Source organism: Pseudomonas profundi, from assembly GCF_008638305.1.
Taxonomy (GTDB): Bacteria; Pseudomonadota; Gammaproteobacteria; order Pseudomonadales; family Pseudomonadaceae; genus Halopseudomonas; species Halopseudomonas profundi.
In genome coordinates, this window is sequence record NZ_VTPZ01000004.1 from 277,484 (window position 1) to 297,287 (window position 19,804).

Consider the following 19,804-nt stretch of genomic DNA (forward strand, 5'->3'; position numbering starts at 1 on the left):
AGATTCCAGTGTTCAGCAGATGCGACTCGGCGCAATCGCCCCGCAGTTTCGCGCAATTCTGCGGGTGACAGCTCCAGGCCCCTCTGCCACCAACGCGTTTCCCGTGCGTGGTCCCATTCCCTATGCACGACCGTTTCCTATCTTCAACAGGTAACCCCATGAGCAATGCACCAAGCCTTACCGATCTGGAACAGACAGACGACTTCATCCGCCGCCATATTGGCCCTGATGCGGCTGAACAGCAGGCGATGCTGGAGACGCTGGACGTCGCGTCACTGGACGAGCTGATTAGCCAGACGGTACCTGGAAGCATTTTGCGGAAAGAGCCGTTGGATATGGCGGGCCCGCGTAGCGAGGCCGAAGTGCTGACTTACCTGAAAGGTGTGGCCAGCCGCAACGAGGTGTTCACCTCGTGTATTGGCATGGGGTATCACGGGACACTGCTACCCAATGTGATCCTGCGCAACGTGCTGGAAAATCCCGGCTGGTATACCGCCTACACACCCTACCAGCCCGAAATCGCCCAGGGTCGTCTGGAAGCCCTGTTGAACTTCCAGCAATTGACTATAGATCTGACCGGTATGGAACTGGCCAGTGCGTCGCTGCTGGATGAAGCCACCGCTGCGGCCGAAGCCATGGCGCTGGCCAAGCGGGTTGCCAAGAACAAGAGCAACCTGTTCTTCGTTGATCATGACTGCCACCCGCAGGTTATCTCCGTGGTGCGCACCCGTGCCGAAGCATTCGGCTTCGAGCTGGCGGTGGATGACGTCGCCAATCTCGATCAGTACGAAGTGTTCGGCGCGCTGTTCCAGTACCCCAATACCTGGGGCGAGATCAATGACCTCAAGCCGCTGATTGATGCCGTGCATGCTCAAAAGGCATTGGCCTGCGTCTCAGCCGACCTGCTCAGTCTGGTATTGCTGACGCCTCCCGGAGAGCTTGGCGCTGACGTTGTGTTCGGCTCGGCCCAGCGTTTCGGCGTGCCCATGGGGTATGGCGGACCGCACGCCGCCTTCTTTGCCACGCGTGATACGTTCAAACGCGCAATGCCTGGCCGGATTATCGGCGTTTCGGTCGATACCCGTGGCAACCGGGCGTTGCGCATGGCGTTGCAGACGCGCGAGCAGCATATCCGCCGCGAGAAGGCCAACTCCAATATCTGTACCGCGCAGGTTCTGCTGGCCAACATCGCCAGCTTCTATGCGGTTTACCACGGCCCGGAGGGGCTCAAGACCATTGCCGAGCGGGTTCAGCGCCTCACTGCCATTCTTGCAACCGGTCTGGAAGCCAAGGGCATCCAGCGCGCCAATTCGCATTTCTTCGACACGCTGACGCTCAAGGTGCCTGGCAAGGCCAGGGAAATTGTCGAGCGTGCTCGCCAGGCGCGCATCAATCTGCGGATGATCGACGCCGATTCGCTGGGCGTCAGCCTGGACGAATCCAGCACCCGGCAAACGGTTGAGAAACTGCTGGCGGTGTTCGCCAGTGACGGTGAGGCAGTTGATGTCGCCGCGCTGGATGCCCAGGTAATAAACAGCGAGGTGGGCATTCCGGCGGCGTTGCGCAGGCAGTCAGCCTTCCTCACGCATCCGGTGTTCAACAGCTACCACTCCGAAACGGAAATGCTGCGCTACATCAAGTCGCTGGAGAACAGGGACCTGGCGCTGAATCACTCAATGATTCCGTTGGGTTCATGCACCATGAAACTCAACGCTACGGCGGAGATGATCCCGATCACCTGGCCCGAGTTTGCTCAGTTGCATCCCTTCGCTCCGTTGGCGCAGGCCGAAGGCTACCGGGTGATGCTCGACGAGCTGGAAGAAATGCTGCGCGCGATCACCGGGTTCGATGCAATCAGCATGCAGCCCAATTCCGGGGCTCAGGGCGAATACGCCGGCCTGCTGGCGATCCGCAAGTTCCATGAAGCCAACGGCGAAGAACACCGCAACATCTGTCTGATTCCGACATCCGCCCACGGTACCAATCCGGCATCGGCAATGATGGCGAGCATGCGCGTGGTGCTGGTCGCCTGCGATGACCAGGGCAATGTCGACATCGAAGACCTGCGGCAGAAGGCTGCGGATAATGCCGACAATCTGTCCTGTCTGATGATTACCTATCCATCTACCCATGGGGTCTATGAAGAAGGCATCGGCGAGATATGCCGGATCATCCACAAGCATGGCGGCCAGGTATATATGGACGGCGCCAACCTGAATGCTCAGGTCGGCCTGACGCGGCCGGCGGATATCGGTGCAGACGTATCGCATATGAACCTGCACAAGACCTTCTGCATTCCCCACGGTGGCGGCGGGCCCGGCATGGGGCCGATCGGCGTGAAGGCGCACCTGGCACCCTACGTAGCGAACCATCCCGTCGTGCCATTGGAAGGGCCCGATCCGAGCAATGGCGCAGTGAGTGCGGCACCCTGGGGCAGCGCAAGCATCCTGCCGATCAGCTGGACCTACATCGCGCTGATGGGTGCGCAGGGATTGCGTAGCGCGACCCAGACGGCGATTCTCAATGCCAATTATCTGGCCAAGCGCCTGGGCGAAGCCTATCCGGTGCTTTACAGCGGTCGTAACGGGCGCGTTGCGCATGAATGCATCATCGACATTCGCCCGCTCAAGGCGGCTTCCGGTATCACCGAGGAAGACGTTGCCAAGCGCTTGATGGATTTCGGCTTTCATGCGCCGACCATGTCCTTCCCGGTAGCGGGCACGCTGATGATCGAGCCGACCGAAAGTGAGTCCAAGGCCGAGCTGGATCGTTTCATCGATGCAATGCTGACCATTCGCAGTGAGATCAGCCGCGTGGAAAAGGGCGAGTGGAGTGCCGAAGATAATCCGCTGCACAACGCACCGCACACGCTGGCGGACATCACCGGCACATGGGAGCGAAGCTATTCAGTTGAACAGGCTGTGTTCCCGCGGCCCTGGGTGGCGGCGAACAAGTTCTGGCCCAGCGTGAATCGTATCGACAACGTATACGGTGATCGCAATCTGTTCTGCGCCTGCCCGCCGATCGAGGCCTACGAAGACTGAACCCATTCTTCCCGCGGCTAGCGCGCGGGAATGTTGGTCTTCCCCGGGGTGGCGTGCGGCTCGGGCCGCGTTCGGACGCGCCGACAGGCCTGGCCGTCGAAAGCTTGGCGTAGAGCGGGCGCTCTACACCCCTAGGTAGCGAGCTTGCATCAGCAATTGCAGCCGCTGCGACCGCCGGTTGGCATGGTATTGTTGTGCTTCCGCCGTTCCATGTATGACTCGAGCTCCGCTGCCATGACCGAAACGCCGCCTGAAATTACCCCGACCGAGTTTGATGGCATCTACACCGCTCTGGCCGAAGGCAAGCGCAAGAAGCTGCGTAAGCTGCTGCGTGATATTCATCCGGCCAAGATCGCCAGTCTGCTCGAAGTGCTTCCGCCAGCTGATCGGCACGCGGTGTGGCAGCAGGTCTCGGATGAAAACGAGGCAGCCATTCTTGGTCACCTCGGGCCGCAGCTCGCATTGGAGCTGCAGCGTGAACCGCATTTTGATGAGCTCGAGCAGGTGCTGCAACAGGACAAGGTCGAGTCCACCCAGATAGGCCGCGTGCGGGAAGCGCTGGAAGCCGGCAAATTCAAGCGCGTCGGCAAAGTCTTTCGTGATATGCATCCGGCCAAGGCCGCTGGCCTGTTGGAGGCGCTGCCACCGCCGGAACGTAGTGCCGTCTGGGAAATGCTGGATAGTGAGCGCGCCGGCAAGATCCTGGTCCAGCTGCATGAGGAAGTACGCGCCAGGCTGGCGCTGGAAATGGGCGAGGACGAGCTGATTGCGTCCGTTCGCAAGCTCGACCTGGATGACCTGGTGGACCTGATCCAGGCGCTACCGCATGGCCGTGGCCGCCGCCTGCTGTTGTCGATGGACGAGCGCAAGCGCAAACAGCTGGTATCGATGTTGTCCTATCCGGAGGAGTCGGCCGGCGGTCTGATGAACATCGACCATATCGCCGTGCGCGCCGATGTACAGATCAGCTCGATCCAGCGTTATCTGCGCCTGCTCGAGGATCTGCCGGACCATACCGACAAGTTGATGGTCGTCGATCGTAACAATCACTATCTCGGCGTACTGCGCCTGAGCCGTCTGGTCACCAGTGCGCCGGAGGCCAAGGTTCGCGAAGTCATGGACGAAGATTTCGAAGCGCTGAATGTGCAGATGTCGAGCCAGGACGTTGCGCGGCGATTCGAGGACCTGGACATGCTCTCGGTGGCCGTCGTGGACGAACAGGGCAGCCTGCTCGGGCGCATCACCGTGGATGACGTGATGGACATCATCCGCGAGCACTCTGAGCGAGCATTGATGAACATGGCAGGTCTGAATGACGAGACCGATATGTTCGCCCCGGTGCTGACCAGTACCCGCCGGCGCTCCGTGTGGCTGGCAATCAATCTGGCAACCGCCTTCCTTGCGGCCTGGGTGATTGGACAGTTTCAGGGCACGCTTGAACAGATCGTCGCATTGGCAGTGTTGATGCCGATCGTCGCCAGTATGGGCGGGATTGCCGGCAGCCAGACGCTGACGCTGGTGATTCGCGGCCTGGCGCTGGGGCAAGTGGAGGGCGGCAATGCCAAGGTGCTACTTGGCAAGGAAATGGGCATCGGCCTGCTTAACGGTCTGATCTGGGCGGTGGTGGTCGCCGCGTTGGCTTATGTCTGGTTTGGCAGTCTGCAGATTGGCGGCATTATCGGTGCGGCGGTCCTGCTCAACCTGCTCTGCGCAGCGCTGGCTGGGCTCGCTATTCCGCTGATTCTGCAGCGCTTCGGTATCGATCCGGCGCTGGCCGGCAGCGTTATTCTCACCACGGTGACTGATGTTGTCGGCTTCTTTGCCTTTCTCGGTCTGGCCACGCTGCTGTTGCTGTAACCCAACTGTTTGTCGATGGCCGTCAGGGCCTCCTGTAAGATCGAACGATCCCACAATCGGAGGCCCTCATGTCTGAACTACCTGCCTTGAATGACGATCTGCTCCCACCACCCGACACTGACCGGCTTGGCGGCCCCCTGCAGACCGACGCTCCCCCACGAATCCTGTTGCTGTACGGCTCCACCCGGGAGCGCTCCTTCAGCCGATTGCTGGTCCTTGAGGCTGAACGGCTGCTCCAGCGACTCGGGGCCGATACCCGGGTCTTCGATCCGTCCGGCCTGCCACTGCCAGATGATGCGCCTGTAGACCATCCCAAGGTGCAGGAACTGCGCGATCTGATGCAATGGTCCGAAGGACAGGTGTGGTGCTCACCTGAACGCCACGGGGCCATGACGGCGGTGTTCAAGGCGCAGATCGACTGGGTTCCGCTGTCTCTCGGCGCAGTGCGACCGACGCAGGGCAAGACGCTGGCTGTGATGCAGGTCAGTGGTGGTTCGCAATCTTTCAATGCAGTGAATCAGATGCGTGTGCTTGGGCGCTGGATGCGCATGGTGGTCATCCCCAATCAGTCCTCGGTGCCCAAGGCCTTCATGGAATTTGACGAGGCGGATCGTATGCAGCCTTCGGCCTATTATGATCGAGTGGTGGATGTCATGGAGGAACTGATGAAGTTCACACTGTTGCTCCGCGGCAAGAGCGACTTCCTGGTGGACCGCTATTCCGAGCGCAAGGAGTCGGCCGAAGAACTTTCCCGACGGGTAAATCAACGTAATATCTGACCCGGTCCATACTTGCTGATGAGGCCCGCCGCCTGGTGGGCCGACTGAATCTTTTTCAGGGGGCAAGTATGACCATCAAGGTAGGCATAAACGGTTTCGGCCGTATCGGCAAACTGGCGGTTCGTGTTGCATGGGACTGGCCGGATGTTGAGTTTGTGCAGATCAACGATCCGTCCGGCGACGCTGCGACCCACGCTCATCTGCTCAATTTTGATTCCATACATGGCCGCTGGCAGCATGAAGCCGGAGCGCAGGCCGCTGGCCTGGCTATTGGTGGCAGGGAAGTAAGGCTGACCGCCAACCGCGCGATTGCGGATACCGACTGGTCCGGCTGCGATGTGGTGATCGAATCCAGCGGTGTGAACAAGAAAATGTCAGCGTTGCAGGGCTATCTGGAGCAGGGCGTCAGGCGCGTCGTCGTCAGCGCGCCGGTGAAGGATGAAGGGGCCTTGAACATCGTCCTGGGTGTAAACGAGCATCTTTTTGACCCCGCGCAGCACCGCGTGGTGAGTGCAGCTTCCTGCACTACCAATTGCCTGGCGCCGGTGGTCAAGGTTTTGCACGAGCAGCTCGGCATACGCCACGGCTCGATCACCACCATTCACGGGCCGACCAATAGTCAGGGTGTGCTCGACAGGCCGCACAAGGACATACGCCGGGCCCGCGCGGCCGGCTTGAGCCTGATACCGACGAGTACCGGGTCGGCAGCGGCCATCGCTGAGATATTTCCCGAGCTGAAGGGCAAGCTCAACGGTCAGGCCGTACGCGTGCCAATCGCCAATGCATCGCTTACCGACTGTGTGTTCGAGATGGAAGGGTCCACCACCGTCGAGCAGGTGAATGGCTGGTTCAAAGAGGCTGCCGCGGGTGAGCTGAAAGGGATTCTCGGTTATGAAGAGCGCCCGCTGGTCTCCATCGACTACCGGACCGACCCGCGTTCCTCGATCGTCGATGCGCTGTCGACCATGGTGATCAACGGCACCCAGGTGAAAGTCTATGCCTGGTATGACAATGAGTGGGGCTATGCCAACCGCACCATGGAGCTGGCACGGCTGGTCGGCAGTGCAGACTGATTGGTTTTATTGCAGCCTGGCCGGGGGGGTGGGCAGGACGCTCAACCCGCGGGCTGGCTCGTTGTAGCCCCGCTCGATTGTTGCAGCCGATAGGCGCTGGCCAGCCCGACCATTGCGACCAGCACGCCAGCCAGGCCGATCATGGGCAGTGAGAACATCTGGGTCACCTGCGCGCCGAGGGCTGCGCCAGCGCCCTGGCCGAGAAACATCATCGAGCCGTTGAGCGCCATCACCACCTGTCTGGCTTCAGGCGCGGCCTCCATCAGCTGCGCCTGGACCAGCGGGCTCAGGGTGAACAGCGCGCACGAGCCCAGCAATACCGCCGATCCCATGCCGAGCCAGCTGAACAGGCCGAGCCCGGTGAGCCACAGCATCGAGCAGAGATAGAGCAGCTGGGTCAGCGCGATAATCACGAAGATGAGCCTGAGTAGCTGGCCGGCGCGATCCGGCGACGCGAACCTGCCCGCGATGCTGATGCCGCATATCGCCCCGACGCCAACCAACATCTGTGACAAGGCCACCTTGTCGGTGCTGCCGATGATGGTTTCCATCACCGGCGCGATATAAGGGATCACACAGAAGGTCGCGCTGAATGCGGTCAGCGTCATCAACAGTAGCCGCCGCACTGAGGGTTGCCAGCCCTTTAACAATAGCGCCCAACCGGTTTGATCCTGGCTGACGATGCGCGGCAAGGTGAATCGGATGGCCGCCGCGGAGGTAAAGCACAGCGCCGCCGCGAGCAGGAAGGTTGAGCGCCAGCCGAAATGCCCGCCAATCAGGCTCCCGGCGGGCATGCCGAACAGGAACGCAATGACCATGCCGCCCATGACTGTCGCCAGGGCCGAAGCGCGCCTTTCCGGCGGAAACAGGCTGGCCACGACCGCCGGCACCACGGGGATGACCAGGGTGGCCGCCAGCCCGGCAAGGATACGCAGGCCGATCAGCTGGCTGAAGGTTCCAGCCAGCGAGGCGAGCAGATTGATACATCCAAGCACGGCAAGTGCCGTCCAGAGCAGACGCCGTCGCTCCAGCTGACCGGTTCGCAGGGCAATGAAGGGCGCTGTGATGGCGTACGTCAAGGCGTAGGCCGCGGCCAGATAACCGCCAGTCGTGGCGCTGATGCCGAAGTCGGCCGCCAGTTCTATCAGCAGCCCAGCGAACACGAATGTCTGGGTGCCTATTGCACAGGTGGCTGTAGTGAGTGCAAGAAGATTACGGTTCAATACGGTTGCCTCAACGTTGGAAGCCGACATCAGTCCAGCTTTGAGGATACCGCAAGGGTCCCGCCCAAGGCGCATGTAACAAGGTATTCAGGCCATCTATCCAGGCGACCGGCAAAGCTGTGCGCGGCTCGACTAAAAGTCAGCTGATTTTGAACTTTCTCGACAAGGCCACTTCGAAATGTTTCATTGTCGGTCCGGCACGTTATTGTTCAAGGAGACACCCATGACCTGCTTATCGCCTTCCATGGTTGTTACCGGCAGATGGATCCCTGCGTTCTTCATCAGCCTGCTGTTATCTCTCCCTCTGCTAGTCGCCGACCCGGCGCAGGCAGAGGAAGCCACAATGCGCGGCAAGGTCGCGATCATCACCGGTTCCAGCCATGGTCTGGGCCGCGAACTCGCCTTGTTGGGAGCCAAGGAAGGCATGCGCCTGGTACTGGTCGATATGCGCCCGGCATCGTCCGAGCAGCTGGCCGAGCAGATCCGTACTCAGGGTGGCGAAGCAGTTGTAGTGGACGCCGACCTGGCAGACCCGGAGCAGCGCCCACGGGTGATCGAGGCGGCGATGGAGCACTACGGACGCATCGACTATCTGTTCAATAACGCCGGCTATTCCTATCTCGCGACGCTTGAACAAATGGACATTGGCCAGGCCAAGCATATGTTTGAGGTCAATTACTGGGCTTATGCAGATCTCACCCAGCGGGTGATTCCGATCATGCGTAAACAGGGCGGCGGAACCATTCTCAATGTTTCGTCGATTCTCGGCATGCGCGCTGCGCCCTCGGGGCTTGGTCACTACGCAGGCAGCAAGCACGCCATCCATGGCCTGTTCCAGAGCGTTGCTGTGGAGCTCAAGGAAGATAATATCAAGGTGTTTGTCGCCGCACCGGGCGGCATGCGTACCCAGATCAGCAAGCACTCGGTAGGCCCCCTGGCCTCTAAAGAGAATCGCGCTGCGGACTGGGAAGACCCGGCGATCCCGGCCCGGGATATCTTCGAGTTGATCAAGGGTGACGAGGTCATCTTCAACCCCGGCTACATCGGACGTTGACTGGCCTGCCTGGCCATCCTGCTGCGCCCTGGAAGTTTCGTATGCGGCACTAACCTGGCGTTTGGCAGTCTGAGGGTGACCAAGACCAACAGAAAACAGGGGGGACACATGTCCAACGAAGGCTACCACGAGCCCATAGCAGAGCTGACCGATAAGACCCGCGATATGCATCGTGCGCTGGTATCGCTGATGGAGGAACTCGAAGCCGTCGACTGGTACAACCAGCGAATGGACGCCTGCAAGGACGACGAATTACGCGGGTTGCTGGAGCACAATCGCGACGAGGAGAAGGAGCACGCGGCGATGGTGCTCGAATGGATTCGCCGGCGTGATCCCGCCTTTGATGAGCAGCTGCGCAAGTATCTGTTCAAGAGTGACGCCTCGCTCGAGCACGATTGAGCAGGCGCCGGCCCGGTACTCAGAGGTCGGTCAGCTCAACCATCAGATCGTCAGCCAGGTTTTCCAGATCGTTGCGCAGTGCAACCAGATCTGTCTGGGGATACACGCCGAGGCGAGCCTCGGCCTTGAACAGCACGTCTGCACTCATGGGTGCAGGCGCGCACTCGGTGATCAGTTCTTCGACATTGACGCCATGTCGCGCCAGTACTCCTGAAACCTCACGCACTATTCCCGGCCGGTCATTGCCCACCAGGTTCAGCTTTAAACCCTGCTGTTCGGGCTGCTCAGCCTGGCCGCTGATTGCCACCTGCACATTGATGCCCAGGCTGGTCAGGCCTTCCAGGTCAACCCGCAGGGGTTCAACCCTGTCTTCAGCAATATCCACCAGCAATATCCCGGCGAACTGACCGGCCATGCGTGACATGCGGCTCTCCAGCCAGTTGCCGCCGTGCTGGTTGATGGTCTGAGCCACGCTTTCCACCAGGCCGGGTTTGTCGGCGGATATGACTGTCAGTACGAGCGGAGTGTTCATGGTCGGGCTCCTGTTACGTGCATGATGTAGGTAGCGGTTGGGCGTCAGGCACCGGGTGTGCCAAGCTGATCCGGGGTCTGAACAGCATAATCGCACCGGCTGCGATATTCGAGGCGCTGGGTGCCGGCTCGTTCCGTCTGATCACCCGGATCGCTGGCAACAGCCTCGCATACATCTCCAGACAATTGCAGGCCCGCCATCTGTATAATGCGGCCCCGACAGAATGTTCTGCCGATCCATCATCCAGGAGTCCGCAATGAATCTCCCCAGTCTGCGTCTGAAATCCAACAGTGATCGCCGTATAAAAGGCGGACACCTCTGGGTGTTCAGTAATGAGGTAGATACAGCCCAGACTCCTCTCACGATGCTTGAGTCGGGACAGGAAGTTCGCATTGAAACCAGTACGGGCAAGTTTCTGGGGCTGGCTACCGTCAGCCCGAACAATCTGATCTGTGCCCGACTGCACAGCCGTGACGCCGGCGCACCGCTGGACAAGTCGCTGCTGGTCCATCGATTCAAGATCGCGCTGAGCCTGCGTGAAAAGCTCTTCGACAAGCCATTTTATCGTCTGGTGTACGGCGACTCCGACCTGTTGCCGGGCCTGGTGGTTGACCGGTTTGCCGACTATCTCGTGGTACAGATTGCTACACCGGGTATGGAGCGGGTGCGCGAGGCCATCATCGAGGCGCTGGCGCAGGTCTTCAAGCCGGCCGGTATTCTGTTCAAGAACGACGGTGCTGCACGTGCTGCGGAAGGTTTACCTTCAGTGGTCGAGGCGGTGCATGGTGAAGTGCCGGAGCGAGTGGCGCTGGAGGAGAACGGCGTGCATTTCGAAGCGCCGGTATGGACAGGGCAGAAAACTGGTTGGTTCTATGATCACCGTATGAATCGCGCTCGTTTGCAGCCCTATGTTGCCGGTAAGCGCGTGCTGGATCTGTACAGCTATATCGGTGGCTGGGGCGTGCAGGCAGCGGCGTTCGGTGCCAGCGAGGTGATGTGCGTGGACAGCTCAGCACCGGCGCTGGATCTGGTCGAACATAACGCCTCGCTGAACGGCGTGGCGGACAGGATGGCGGTGGTTGAAGGTGACGTGATGGACGCCTTGCGCGAACTGAAATCAGGCGGTGAAAAGTTTGACGTAGTGATTGCTGATCCGCCGGCCTTCATCAAGAAGCGCAAGGATATCCGTAATGGCGAAGCGGCTTATCGCCGGCTGAACGAGCAAGCCATGCGCTTGCTGAACAAGGACGGTATTCTGGTTTCGGCGTCCTGCTCGATGCACCTGGCCGAAGACCGGCTGCGCGACACCTTGCTCGCCGGCAGCCGCCACCTGGATCGGCATCTGATCATCACTGAGCGCGGCTTTCAGGGTCCGGACCATCCACTGCATCCGGCGATACCCGAAACAGGCTATATCAAGGCGTTTTTCTGCCGGGTGCTGCCGGCCTGATCCAGCGTTTTTGGCAGATAGGCGAGTGATGTCGGGACGTCGAACTGCGCTTCGGCGTCCCGATTGCCTTCCACGCTATGCTGCGCGACTCGCTGCTCATTGTAGGAGGGCCGACCCGGCGCGATGGCGGCCGCAGGACGCCCCGTCCTTCTGTTGATAACAGCAGTACTCAGTCACGCAGACTGATTATCTCCCAGCCCCGATCCTTCGCATGGGCACGCAGTTTCTCGTCCGGATCAACCGCCACGGGGCGATCAACCATGCCCAGCAGCGGCAGGTCGTTGTACGAGTCGCTGTAAAAGCACGCCCCGTCCAGGCTTTCATCATTCTCCCCAAGCCAGCGCTCCAGACGCGTGACCTTGCCTTCCCGGAAACAGGGTATATCGGTCGTTTTGCCGGTGTAACGTCCGTCGATGCGCTCGCATTCGGTGGCGAGCAGAATGTCGATGCCGAGCCTGGCAGCGATCGGGCCGGTGACGAAACGGTTGGTGGCGGTAATGATCATCAGCGTGTCCCCCGCCTGACGGTGCTGTTCGATCAGCTCGATGGCCCTCGGCAGCATAATCGGATCGATTACGTCCTTCATGAATTGCTGGTGCCAGGTATCCAGTTGCTCCTCCGGATGTTCGGCGAGCATCTGCAGGCAGAAGTTCAGGTACACCTCTATATCCAGCCGCCCGGCCAGATAATCGTTGAAAAACTGATCATTGCGCTCCTGATAGATCGCGGCATCAACAATGTTCTGAGCGACGACGAACTCGCCCCAGGCGTGATCGCTGTCACCACCGAGCAGTGTGTTGTCGAGGTCGAAAATGGCCAGTGGCACGGGGCACTCCTGTAAGGTTGGGATGAAGGCCACAAGGATAATCCAGGCGCACGGCAAATGCTTGAGCTGCAGACCATTTATGCAATTGCTGCGCTGCGCGTCTTTGTGGAACAATGCGGTGACACCCGAGCAAGGATCAAGGCTGTGATTGACCCCGATGGTTTCCGTCCAAATGTAGGCATTATCCTGACCAATGGGTTGGGGCAGGTGCTATGGGCGCGAAGAATCGGTCAGGACGCCTGGCAGTTTCCCCAGGGCGGGATTCAACGCAACGAGAGTCCGGAACAGGCCCTCTATCGCGAGCTGCACGAGGAGGTCGGGCTGATGCCCGAGGACGTCGAGATCCTGGCCTGTACCCGCGGCTGGCTGCGCTACCGTCTGCCGCAGCGGCTTATCCGCAGTCATTCGCAACCCATTTGCGTGGGTCAGAAACAGAAGTGGTTCCTGTTGCGGCTCAAGACCGATGAGGCGCGCGTCTGCATGACTAAAACCCCCAAACCTGAATTCGACGGTTGGCGCTGGGTCAGCTACTGGTATCCGCTAGGGCAGGTGGTGGCCTTCAAACGGGATGTCTACCGCCGCGCCATGAAAGAACTGGCGCCGCGACTACCCATTGGTGAGCTGACGGAATGTTGAGCATGCTGACCACGCTGCGGCGCATCGTTCAGGAGGTCAACTCGGCAAAAGACTTGTCGACAGCCCTGAACATCATCGTTGCGCAGGTCCGCGAAACCATGGGCACTGAAGTGTGCTCTGTCTATCTTTTCGAGCCTGGTGCCGGACGATACGTCCTGATGGCAACCAAAGGCCTCAACCAGGACGCTGTGGGCCGGGTCAGCCTGGCCAGCAATGAAGGCCTGGTTGGTCACGTGGGCAATCGCGAAGAGCCGGTCAACCTCGAAGACGCGGCCTCCCATCCCAAATACCGCTATTTTGCCGAAACCGGCGAAGAGCGCTTCGCCTCCTTCTTGGGTGTGCCCATCCTCCATCACCGTCGGGTGATGGGCGTATTGGTGGTGCAGCAGAAAGAGCGTAGGCAGTTTGATGAGAGCGAAGAATCCTTCCTGGTGACCATGAGCGCCCAGCTCGCCGGGGTGATTGCCCATGCCGAAGCGACCGGTTCGATTCGTGGGCTCGGCTGGGGTGGCGAAGCCGTTCAGGATACCCGTTTCGTAGCGGTGCCCGGCGCACCCGGCGTCGCCATCGGCCAGGCCGTGGTGGTATTGCCGCCGGCGGATCTGGGCTCGGTTCCAGACAAGCCCGTTGCCGACCTGGATGCGGAGCTGGCGTTGCTCAAGCGCGCCCTCGAGGCGGTGCGCCAGGATATGCAGGCGCTATCGCGCAGATTGTCGTCACAGTTGCGTCCTGAAGAGCTGGCGCTGTTTGATGTATATCAGATGATGCTGGACGACTCCGCCCTGGGTAACGAGATTTCAACCGGCATTCGCAACGGTCAATGGGCACAGGGCGCGCTGCGCGATGTAGTGAATGCCCACGTCAATCGTTTCGAAATGATGGACGATCCCTACCTGCGCGAGCGGGCTTCGGACGTCAAGGATCTGGGGCGCCGGATTCTTGCGTACCTGCAGGAAGCCGGCAAGCGGGAGCTGGTATTCCCCGACAACACTATTCTTGTCAGTGAAGAACTGTCCCCGGTGATGCTGGGCGAAGTGCCGAAGGAAAAACTGGTCGGACTGGTCTCGGTACTCGGCTCGGGTAGCTCGCACGTTGCGATTCTGGCCCGCGCAATGGGAATCCCCACGGTGATGGGTGCAGTAGATCTGCCCTATACCCGGGTTGACGGCATGGAGCTGATCGTCGACGGCAACCATGGTGAGGTCTATTCCAACCCGTCTCCGGAGTTGCGTCGCCACTACTATGAACTGGTGCGTGAAGAGCGGGAGCTGATCCAGGGGCTTGAGAAGCTCAACGAGGCGCCTTGTGTCACACTCGACGGGCACCGCATGCCGCTGTGGGTGAACACCGGTTTGCTGGCCGATGTGGCCAGATCGCTTGATCGCGGCGCAGAAGGGGTAGGGCTGTATCGCACTGAAGTGCCCTTCATGATTCAGGATCGTTTCCCCAGCGAGAAGGAGCAGCAGGCGACCTATCGCGGGCAGCTGGAAGCATTTCACCCGTTGCCCGTGACCATGCGCAGCCTGGACATTGGCGGCGACAAGGCGCTGACGTATTTCCCGATCAAGGAAGACAACCCGTTCCTTGGCTGGCGTGGTATCCGGGTGACGCTCGATCATCCCGAGATATTCCTGGTTCAGACGCGCGCCATGCTCAAGGCCAGCGAAGGGTTGAACAATCTGCGCATCATGCTGCCGATGATCAGCAGTGTGTACGAGGTGGAAGAAGCACTGCACCTGATCCACCGTGCCTACAGCGAAGTCTGCGATGAAGGGGTGAAGGTGCATATGCCCCCAGTCGGTGTGATGATCGAAGTACCCGCAGCGGTGTACCAGGCCCGCGAACTGGTGCAGATGGTCGACTTCCTGTCAGTTGGTACCAATGACCTGACGCAATACCTGTTGGCGGTGGATCGCAACAACCCGCGGGTCGCCGATCTGTACCATTCGCTGCATCCCGCTGTGCTCCAGGCGCTGGTCAAGATTGCATCAGCCTGTCGCATCGCCGGCAAGCCGATGAGTGTGTGCGGTGAGATGGCCGGTGATCCGGCAGCGGCGGTTCTGTTAATGGCAATGGGCTGCGATGTACTGTCGATGAACGCCACCAACCTGCCCAAGGTCAAGTGGTTGCTACGCCAGATCCGTCTCAGTGATGCCAAGGCTTTACTCGACGAGGTTATCGAGCTGGATAATCCCTATCTGGTACAGAGCACCCTGCACCTGGCGCTACGCAATATGGGATTGGGCAAGGTGCTTACCCAGGCACGCTGAGCCTGCTTGCCATTATTCCAACCAGCCTGAATCGCCGAGCCTGGCTCCCATAGGTCCAAAGCGGCGTTCCCTGAATTCAATTCCACCGTCCTGTTCAATGCGCAAAAGCGTGCTGGCACGGGTGCCGTAGGTGTCGCCGACAATAAACGCGGCAGACAGGGCGCGCTCCCAGTCAGGGTCTATACCCGTGTGTGGTAGCTGGTCGTCAGGGTATCGCTGGCTGTCTGCCAACAGCTCCAGGAGTCGCTCGGCGTCAGCGTTTGCAGGGGCGCTGGCAAGTCGGGTGCGTAAGGCTTCAAGCTTCGGCCAGGCTGAATCGAGCGAATCATTGGATAATCCGTAAACGCCAGGTTGCAATGCAGTGGAACGGCCTTCACGGCTGTTGAGGTGCCACAGCTGCTCACGGTCGCCGACCAGCAGGTTGAAGCCGGCGTAGTCGTCCAGTTGCTCTTTTAGCTGAGCAAGAAACGCCTCGGGGTGCTGATCGTCAGCAAGATAGCGGGTCACCAGTTCACCGCGTGAGCGGGGGCCCTGACGCGCGCCCGGGGAACGGATATTGGTGAGCGCCGCAAAGCGCCCTGCGCGGGTAACGCCCATCCAGGTTCCGCCGGCTTCGAGATCCTTGCCGGCGAGCAGATCAGGCTGACCTTCCTCGTCCCAGAAGGCAGCCGCGCGGGTAGGGCGGGCATGGAATTCGTCACGGTTGGCTAGCATTACTAACGGCTGTCCAGCGGTCTGCCAGGCAAAAGCAATCAGGCACATAGATCGTCTCCAATGTGTAGGGTCTGTTGCCGTTTCATCGTGAGCCGCGTTGCTGTGTCAAATGGCGCCAGGCCGGGCGGCGATCCGCAAGGCGCGGGACGCAGGTAATGGTTGTTCCCTTGCCAAATCCCGCAACGCCGCATGGCGTCATTTGCCACGCAACCTAGGCGGCCCCACCCGAAGGGACGGGGTCCGTTTAGCGCAGCCCTGCGTTACTCGTCGCTTATTTGGAATAACCACAAAAACGCCTGGAGCGTTTTTGTGCGCAAGCCCCGCAGGGGTGAAGTACATGGATGTGTTGAACAAACTTCACTCCTCGCGCCTTGTTCTGCACTAAACGGACCTCCGTCGCGGCCGCGATGAAACGGCAACAGACCCTAGGGCAGTGTAGCCCGGGCAATGCGGGGAGGGGAAACGCGGCCATTTTCAAGTACACTAGCCGGCTTGTGAGCGGTGCCCGGTGGCGCGGCTTTTAGTGAAAATCAGGAGCGGTAAAAACGGTGGAATTTCTGATTTATCTTGTGCTGGGCGGCTTTGCCGGCACCCTGGCGGGCCTGTTTGGTGTCGGCGGCGGCATGATCATCGTGCCGGTGCTGGTCTACAGTTTCACTGTCCAGGGCTTTTCACCCGAGGTGCTTACGCATATGGCGGTAGGTACCTCGCTGGCGACCATTGCGTTCACCTCGATCAATGCCATCCGCGCACATCACCTCAAGGGGGCGGTGCGCTGGTCATTGTTCGCCTGGATGGCCGTGGGGATCGTGTTCGGTACTATTCTGGGCGCCTTTACCGCTGCGCTGCTGGCCGGTCCCTTGCTACAGAAAATCATCGGTGTATTTGCCCTGACCATCGCCGTTCAGATGTTTTTCGAACTGAAGCCCAGGGCCAGCACGGACGTGCCGGGCAAACCTGGTCTGACTGCGGCTGGCGGTGTGATCGGTTGGGCCTCGGCGATCTTCGGTATTGGCGGTGGATCGCTCACCGTGCCTTTCCTGGTCTGGCGAAGCGTGCCCATGCAACAGGCCGTGGCGACGTCCTCCGCCTGCGGCCTGCCGATTGCTGTAGCCGGCGCTATCAGTTTCATCTGGACTGGCTGGAGCGCCGAGCCATTGCCGGAGTGGTCGGTTGGCTATGTCTATCTCCCGGCGGTAGTAGGTATTGCCGCGACCAGCATGCTGTTCGCCGGGTTCGGTGCCCGTCTTGCCCATAAGCTGTCCCAGCGGTTGCTGAAGCGCCTGTTTGCGCTGCTGCTGGTGTGTGTCGGCATCAATTTTTTAATCTAGGGAATTCCAATGTTGACTTACCCGCAAATCGATCCGGTTGCGCTGTCGATCGGCCCGTTACAGATCCATTGGTATGGCCTGATGTACCTCGTCGGTATTGGCGGCGCCTGGTGGCTGGCCGGTCGGCGCCTCGATAGCTTCGCGCCCGACTGGTCCCGCGAGAAACTCTCTGACCTGGTGTTCTGGGTAGCCCTGGGGGTGATTGCCGGAGGCCGGCTCGGCTATATCCTGTTCTACGATCTGGCCTCCTATATCCGGGATCCGACACTCATGGTGCAGATCTGGAAGGGCGGCATGTCCTTCCACGGCGGTCTGATCGGGGTATTGCTGGCGGTCTGGTGGTTCGGCCGCCGCAACAACAAGCGCTTCTTCGAACTGATGGATTTCATCGCACCGCTGGTGCCTATCGGGCTGGGAGCAGGTCGCATCGGCAACTTCATCAATGCCGAGTTGTGGGGCAAGCCTAGTGACGTGCCCTGGGCGATGGTGTTCCCCACCGACCCGCTGCAGCTGGCGCGGCATCCTTCGCAGCTCTATCAGTTCGCGCTGGAGGGCGTGGCCTTGTTTGCCATCCTCTGGATCTATTCGCGCAAGCCGCGCCCTACCATGGCGGTGAGCGGACTATTTGGTATCTGCTATGGCGTGTTCCGCTTTATCGTGGAATTCTTCCGCGAGCCGGACGCGCACCTGGGCTACCTTGCCTTCGGCTGGCTGACCATGGGTCAGCTGCTGTGTATTCCAATGATCCTGATCGGCGCTGCAATGATGTGGTGGGCCTACAGCAAAGGGGATGTAAAGCATGAAACAGTATCTTGACCTGATGCGCCTGGTCCGCGAACACGGGACCTTCAAGAGCGACCGTACCGGGACCGGCACTTACAGTGTGTTCGGCCATCAGATGCGCTTTGACCTGGCCGAGGGTTTCCCGCTGGTCACCACCAAGAAGTGCCACCTGAAGTCTATTATCCATGAGCTGCTGTGGTTCCTGCAGGGCGACACCAATATCGCTTATCTGAAGCGCAACGGCGTTTCGATTTGGGATGACTGGGCCGATGAAAACGGTGATCTCGGGCCGGTATACGGTTATCAATGGCGTTCCTGGCCATCGCCGAACGGTGAGTCGATTGATCAGATCAGCAAGCTGCTCGATATGATCCGCAGCAACCCCGACTCCCGACGCCTGATCGTCTCGGCCTGGAACCCCGCGCTGGTTGACGATATGGCGCTGCCGCCCTGTCACGCGTTGTTCCAGTTCTATGTGGCTGACGGCAAGCTGAGCTGCCAGTTGTATCAGCGCTCAGCGGATATCTTCCTTTTATCGCCCCAGAAAGAGTCTGCACAGTACGTGATGATTGCGTAAACTGTTTACCTTCACGGAGCAATTTATTGTGACCTGCAATAAATGCACTGTTTGCACATCTTGTGCTGAGGGTAATTTTGATGAAAGTGGTGTCGGCTAGAGGCGCGGTTCTAGATCTGAGGATGTCCTTACTTAATGAGGATGGGCCCCTTGTGTCGGGTCACGTGTCCGTTACGGGGGGGGCGGTCTTTGATGAGAACGAACGGTTATTACCGCTGTGCTCCGGCTTCCTCACTCAACACGCCAAAGAAGGATCGCTGTCAACGCAGTCGGTAGAAACCTACGGCAAGAACCTTGCCTATGCTCTGCAATACTTGAAGGGCCGCCGTGAGTTCGCGACGACACTCTCCGATGAAGCTTTTCTGGAGGTGAGTAAAGGCCAGCTCGCTGAATACTTTGCTCACCTTCGGGAGAGCGAAAACCTTGCTTCGAAAACCGTTCGAAATCGAGATGCCGCTTTGTTGTCTTTCATCAGCGGCTATCTCTGCGAACCAACCGAGTACAGGCCAGCCCTGCGTGCCGATAACCCTTACAAGAAAGGGCTAATATCCCACAGTCCCAAGCATAACCTGGTCGTCCCGTGCAGCCTAAGCGAGCTATATGCGCTGCTCAGATGTAGCGGATGCGAGCGCGAGCGCTGCGTTCTCCAGTTCATGTTTGACGCTGGCATCAGGCGTTCTGAGCTCCCCCGAGTAACGCTGCGAGCGGTCAAGGAAGCTCTGGACTTCCAGCGGATTCAGCTCACAACCAGTGGTGATGCGCCACCGATTCACACGGACTATTGCCCAATAAAGATTGCAGGCAGCAAAGGGCGGTCAGACCAAGAAAAGCCACGCTACAGCATTGTCAGTCGGGCAACGTTGTTGCGGGTCCAGCGCTATCACGCATCTTCTCTGTACAAGAAACACGCCCGTAAATTCAGAAGCGACGAGAGCACGCCTGCATTCCTGAACGCCCATGGCGGCACCTTTACAGCGAACTCTGTGAGCAAGCTCCTTGAGCGCTTGAGTAAGCGGGCAATCCGAGAATGCAAGATCCAGAAGCCAATCTCTCCTCACAAGCTCAGACATGGTTATGCCTATGCCATCCTGAAGAGCCCTGATCTTGGAGCGGACTTTCCGGAACGCCTTGCTATAGCCCAGAGAAGCCTAGGTCATGCAGACATGTCGACCACTCAGATCTACACGATGATACCGTTCGACATCTACAGCCGTATGTCACCGCCGGAGTAATACTGACCCACCAGCGTCGACTTA

At 59.7% G+C, this 19,804-nt stretch carries 16 protein-coding genes and 1 pseudogene; 13 read left to right on the forward strand and 4 right to left on the reverse strand.

Annotation, left to right across the window (positions count from 1 at the left end; all coding sequences use genetic code 11):
* Positions 1-158: 158 nt before the first annotated feature.
* The 4 genes from gcvP (at position 159) to FZE95_RS07970 (ending at position 6,753) form a co-directional block, all read left to right on the forward strand.
* Complete coding sequence (gcvP, locus tag FZE95_RS07955; RefSeq protein ID WP_150300321.1) at positions 159-3,044, forward strand: aminomethyl-transferring glycine dehydrogenase; 2,886 nt, start codon at positions 159-161, stop codon at positions 3,042-3,044.
* 144 nt (positions 3,045-3,188) lie between these two features.
* Positions 3,189-4,901, forward strand: a complete 1,713-nt coding sequence (mgtE, locus tag FZE95_RS07960) for a magnesium transporter (protein WP_218573636.1) — start codon at positions 3,189-3,191, stop codon at positions 4,899-4,901.
* A 68-nt stretch (positions 4,902-4,969) separates the two neighbouring features.
* Complete coding sequence (gene arsH, locus FZE95_RS07965; RefSeq protein ID WP_150300322.1) at positions 4,970-5,680, forward strand: arsenical resistance protein ArsH; 711 nt, start codon at positions 4,970-4,972, stop codon at positions 5,678-5,680.
* A 68-nt stretch (positions 5,681-5,748) separates the two neighbouring features.
* A complete protein-coding gene (locus tag FZE95_RS07970) occupies positions 5,749-6,753 on the forward strand; it encodes an ArsJ-associated glyceraldehyde-3-phosphate dehydrogenase (RefSeq protein WP_150300323.1) in 1,005 nt (334 codons plus the stop codon).
* Positions 6,754-6,794: 41 nt separating this feature from the next.
* Here FZE95_RS07970 and FZE95_RS07975 read toward each other — a convergent pair whose 3' ends face one another.
* Positions 6,795-8,006, reverse strand: a complete 1,212-nt coding sequence (locus FZE95_RS07975; protein ID WP_190324529.1) for an MFS transporter — start codon at positions 8,004-8,006, stop codon at positions 6,795-6,797.
* Between the two features lie 193 nt (positions 8,007-8,199).
* Here FZE95_RS07975 and FZE95_RS07980 point away from each other — a divergent pair, with 193 nt between their 5' ends.
* Together FZE95_RS07980 and FZE95_RS07985 are read left to right on the forward strand one after the other, a co-directional pair.
* Positions 8,200-9,030 (forward strand): SDR family NAD(P)-dependent oxidoreductase, encoded by an 831-nt coding sequence (locus FZE95_RS07980; protein ID WP_223825005.1) that lies wholly within the window; start codon positions 8,200-8,202, stop codon positions 9,028-9,030.
* Between the two features lie 108 nt (positions 9,031-9,138).
* Entirely contained in the window at positions 9,139-9,429 is a 291-nt protein-coding gene (locus FZE95_RS07985; RefSeq protein WP_150300325.1) for an encapsulin-associated ferritin-like protein, read from the forward strand.
* A 19-nt stretch (positions 9,430-9,448) separates the two neighbouring features.
* On the opposite strand, the gene FZE95_RS07990 is transcribed toward FZE95_RS07985, so the two are convergent.
* Positions 9,449-9,961 (reverse strand): glycine cleavage system protein R, encoded by a 513-nt coding sequence (locus FZE95_RS07990; RefSeq protein WP_150300326.1) that lies wholly within the window; start codon positions 9,959-9,961, stop codon positions 9,449-9,451.
* A gap of 256 nt (positions 9,962-10,217) precedes the next feature.
* Here FZE95_RS07990 and FZE95_RS07995 point away from each other — a divergent pair, with 256 nt between their 5' ends.
* Entirely contained in the window at positions 10,218-11,411 is a 1,194-nt protein-coding gene (locus tag FZE95_RS07995; RefSeq protein ID WP_150300327.1) for a class I SAM-dependent rRNA methyltransferase, read from the forward strand.
* A gap of 169 nt (positions 11,412-11,580) precedes the next feature.
* On the opposite strand, the gene FZE95_RS08000 is transcribed toward FZE95_RS07995, so the two are convergent.
* Positions 11,581-12,237 carry a histidinol-phosphatase gene (locus tag FZE95_RS08000; protein WP_150300328.1) on the reverse strand — a complete coding sequence of 219 codons (657 nt, stop codon included), beginning with the start codon at positions 12,235-12,237 and terminating at the stop codon, positions 11,581-11,583.
* A 144-nt stretch (positions 12,238-12,381) separates the two neighbouring features.
* Here FZE95_RS08000 and FZE95_RS08005 point away from each other — a divergent pair, with 144 nt between their 5' ends.
* Positions 12,382-12,873 (forward strand): RNA pyrophosphohydrolase, encoded by a 492-nt coding sequence (locus FZE95_RS08005; protein WP_150300349.1) that lies wholly within the window; start codon positions 12,382-12,384, stop codon positions 12,871-12,873.
* Between the two features lie 2 nt (positions 12,874-12,875).
* Positions 12,876-15,143 (forward strand): phosphoenolpyruvate--protein phosphotransferase, encoded by a 2,268-nt coding sequence (ptsP, locus tag FZE95_RS08010; protein WP_150300329.1) that lies wholly within the window; start codon positions 12,876-12,878, stop codon positions 15,141-15,143.
* A 12-nt stretch (positions 15,144-15,155) separates the two neighbouring features.
* On the opposite strand, the gene FZE95_RS08015 is transcribed toward ptsP, so the two are convergent.
* Entirely contained in the window at positions 15,156-15,905 is a 750-nt protein-coding gene (locus FZE95_RS08015; protein ID WP_150300330.1) for an NRDE family protein, read from the reverse strand.
* 500 nt (positions 15,906-16,405) lie between these two features.
* Between FZE95_RS08015 and FZE95_RS08025 the strand changes: the two genes are divergently transcribed.
* The 4 genes and pseudogenes from FZE95_RS08025 (at position 16,406) to FZE95_RS08040 (ending at position 19,780) form a co-directional block, all read left to right on the forward strand.
* Positions 16,406-17,188 carry a sulfite exporter TauE/SafE family protein gene (locus FZE95_RS08025; protein WP_150300332.1) on the forward strand — a complete coding sequence of 261 codons (783 nt, stop codon included), beginning with the start codon at positions 16,406-16,408 and terminating at the stop codon, positions 17,186-17,188.
* A 9-nt stretch (positions 17,189-17,197) separates the two neighbouring features.
* Positions 17,198-18,004: a prolipoprotein diacylglyceryl transferase gene (lgt, locus tag FZE95_RS08030; protein ID WP_150300333.1), complete on the forward strand. Its 807-nt coding sequence runs from the start codon at positions 17,198-17,200 to the stop codon at positions 18,002-18,004.
* Positions 17,988-18,512: pseudogene (locus FZE95_RS08035) on the forward strand (thymidylate synthase); the annotation flags it as partial. The gene lgt and the pseudogene FZE95_RS08035, both read left to right, overlap by 17 nt.
* A gap of 116 nt (positions 18,513-18,628) precedes the next feature.
* Positions 18,629-19,780: a tyrosine-type recombinase/integrase gene (locus FZE95_RS08040; RefSeq protein WP_150300334.1), complete on the forward strand. Its 1,152-nt coding sequence runs from the start codon at positions 18,629-18,631 to the stop codon at positions 19,778-19,780.
* The last annotated feature ends 24 nt before the right edge of the window (positions 19,781-19,804 follow it).

Coding starts and splice junctions, on each gene's coding strand:
- arsH (WP_150300322.1), top strand. CDS start 4,970: ATGTCTGAACTACCTGCCTTGAATGACGATCTGCTCCCACCACCCGAC.
- lgt (WP_150300333.1), top strand. CDS start 17,198: ATGTTGACTTACCCGCAAATCGATCCGGTTGCGCTGTCGATCGGCCCG.
- FZE95_RS07975 (WP_190324529.1), bottom strand. CDS start 8,006: ATGTCGGCTTCCAACGTTGAGGCAACCGTATTGAACCGTAATCTTCTT.
- FZE95_RS07980 (WP_223825005.1), top strand. CDS start 8,200: ATGACCTGCTTATCGCCTTCCATGGTTGTTACCGGCAGATGGATCCCT.
- ptsP (WP_150300329.1), top strand. CDS start 12,876: ATGCTGACCACGCTGCGGCGCATCGTTCAGGAGGTCAACTCGGCAAAA.
- gcvP (WP_150300321.1), top strand. CDS start 159: ATGAGCAATGCACCAAGCCTTACCGATCTGGAACAGACAGACGACTTC.
- FZE95_RS08040 (WP_150300334.1), top strand. CDS start 18,629: ATGAAAGTGGTGTCGGCTAGAGGCGCGGTTCTAGATCTGAGGATGTCC.
- FZE95_RS07985 (WP_150300325.1), top strand. CDS start 9,139: ATGTCCAACGAAGGCTACCACGAGCCCATAGCAGAGCTGACCGATAAG.
- FZE95_RS07990 (WP_150300326.1), bottom strand. CDS start 9,961: ATGAACACTCCGCTCGTACTGACAGTCATATCCGCCGACAAACCCGGC.
- FZE95_RS08015 (WP_150300330.1), bottom strand. CDS start 15,905: ATGTGCCTGATTGCTTTTGCCTGGCAGACCGCTGGACAGCCGTTAGTA.
- FZE95_RS07995 (WP_150300327.1), top strand. CDS start 10,218: ATGAATCTCCCCAGTCTGCGTCTGAAATCCAACAGTGATCGCCGTATA.
- FZE95_RS07970 (WP_150300323.1), top strand. CDS start 5,749: ATGACCATCAAGGTAGGCATAAACGGTTTCGGCCGTATCGGCAAACTG.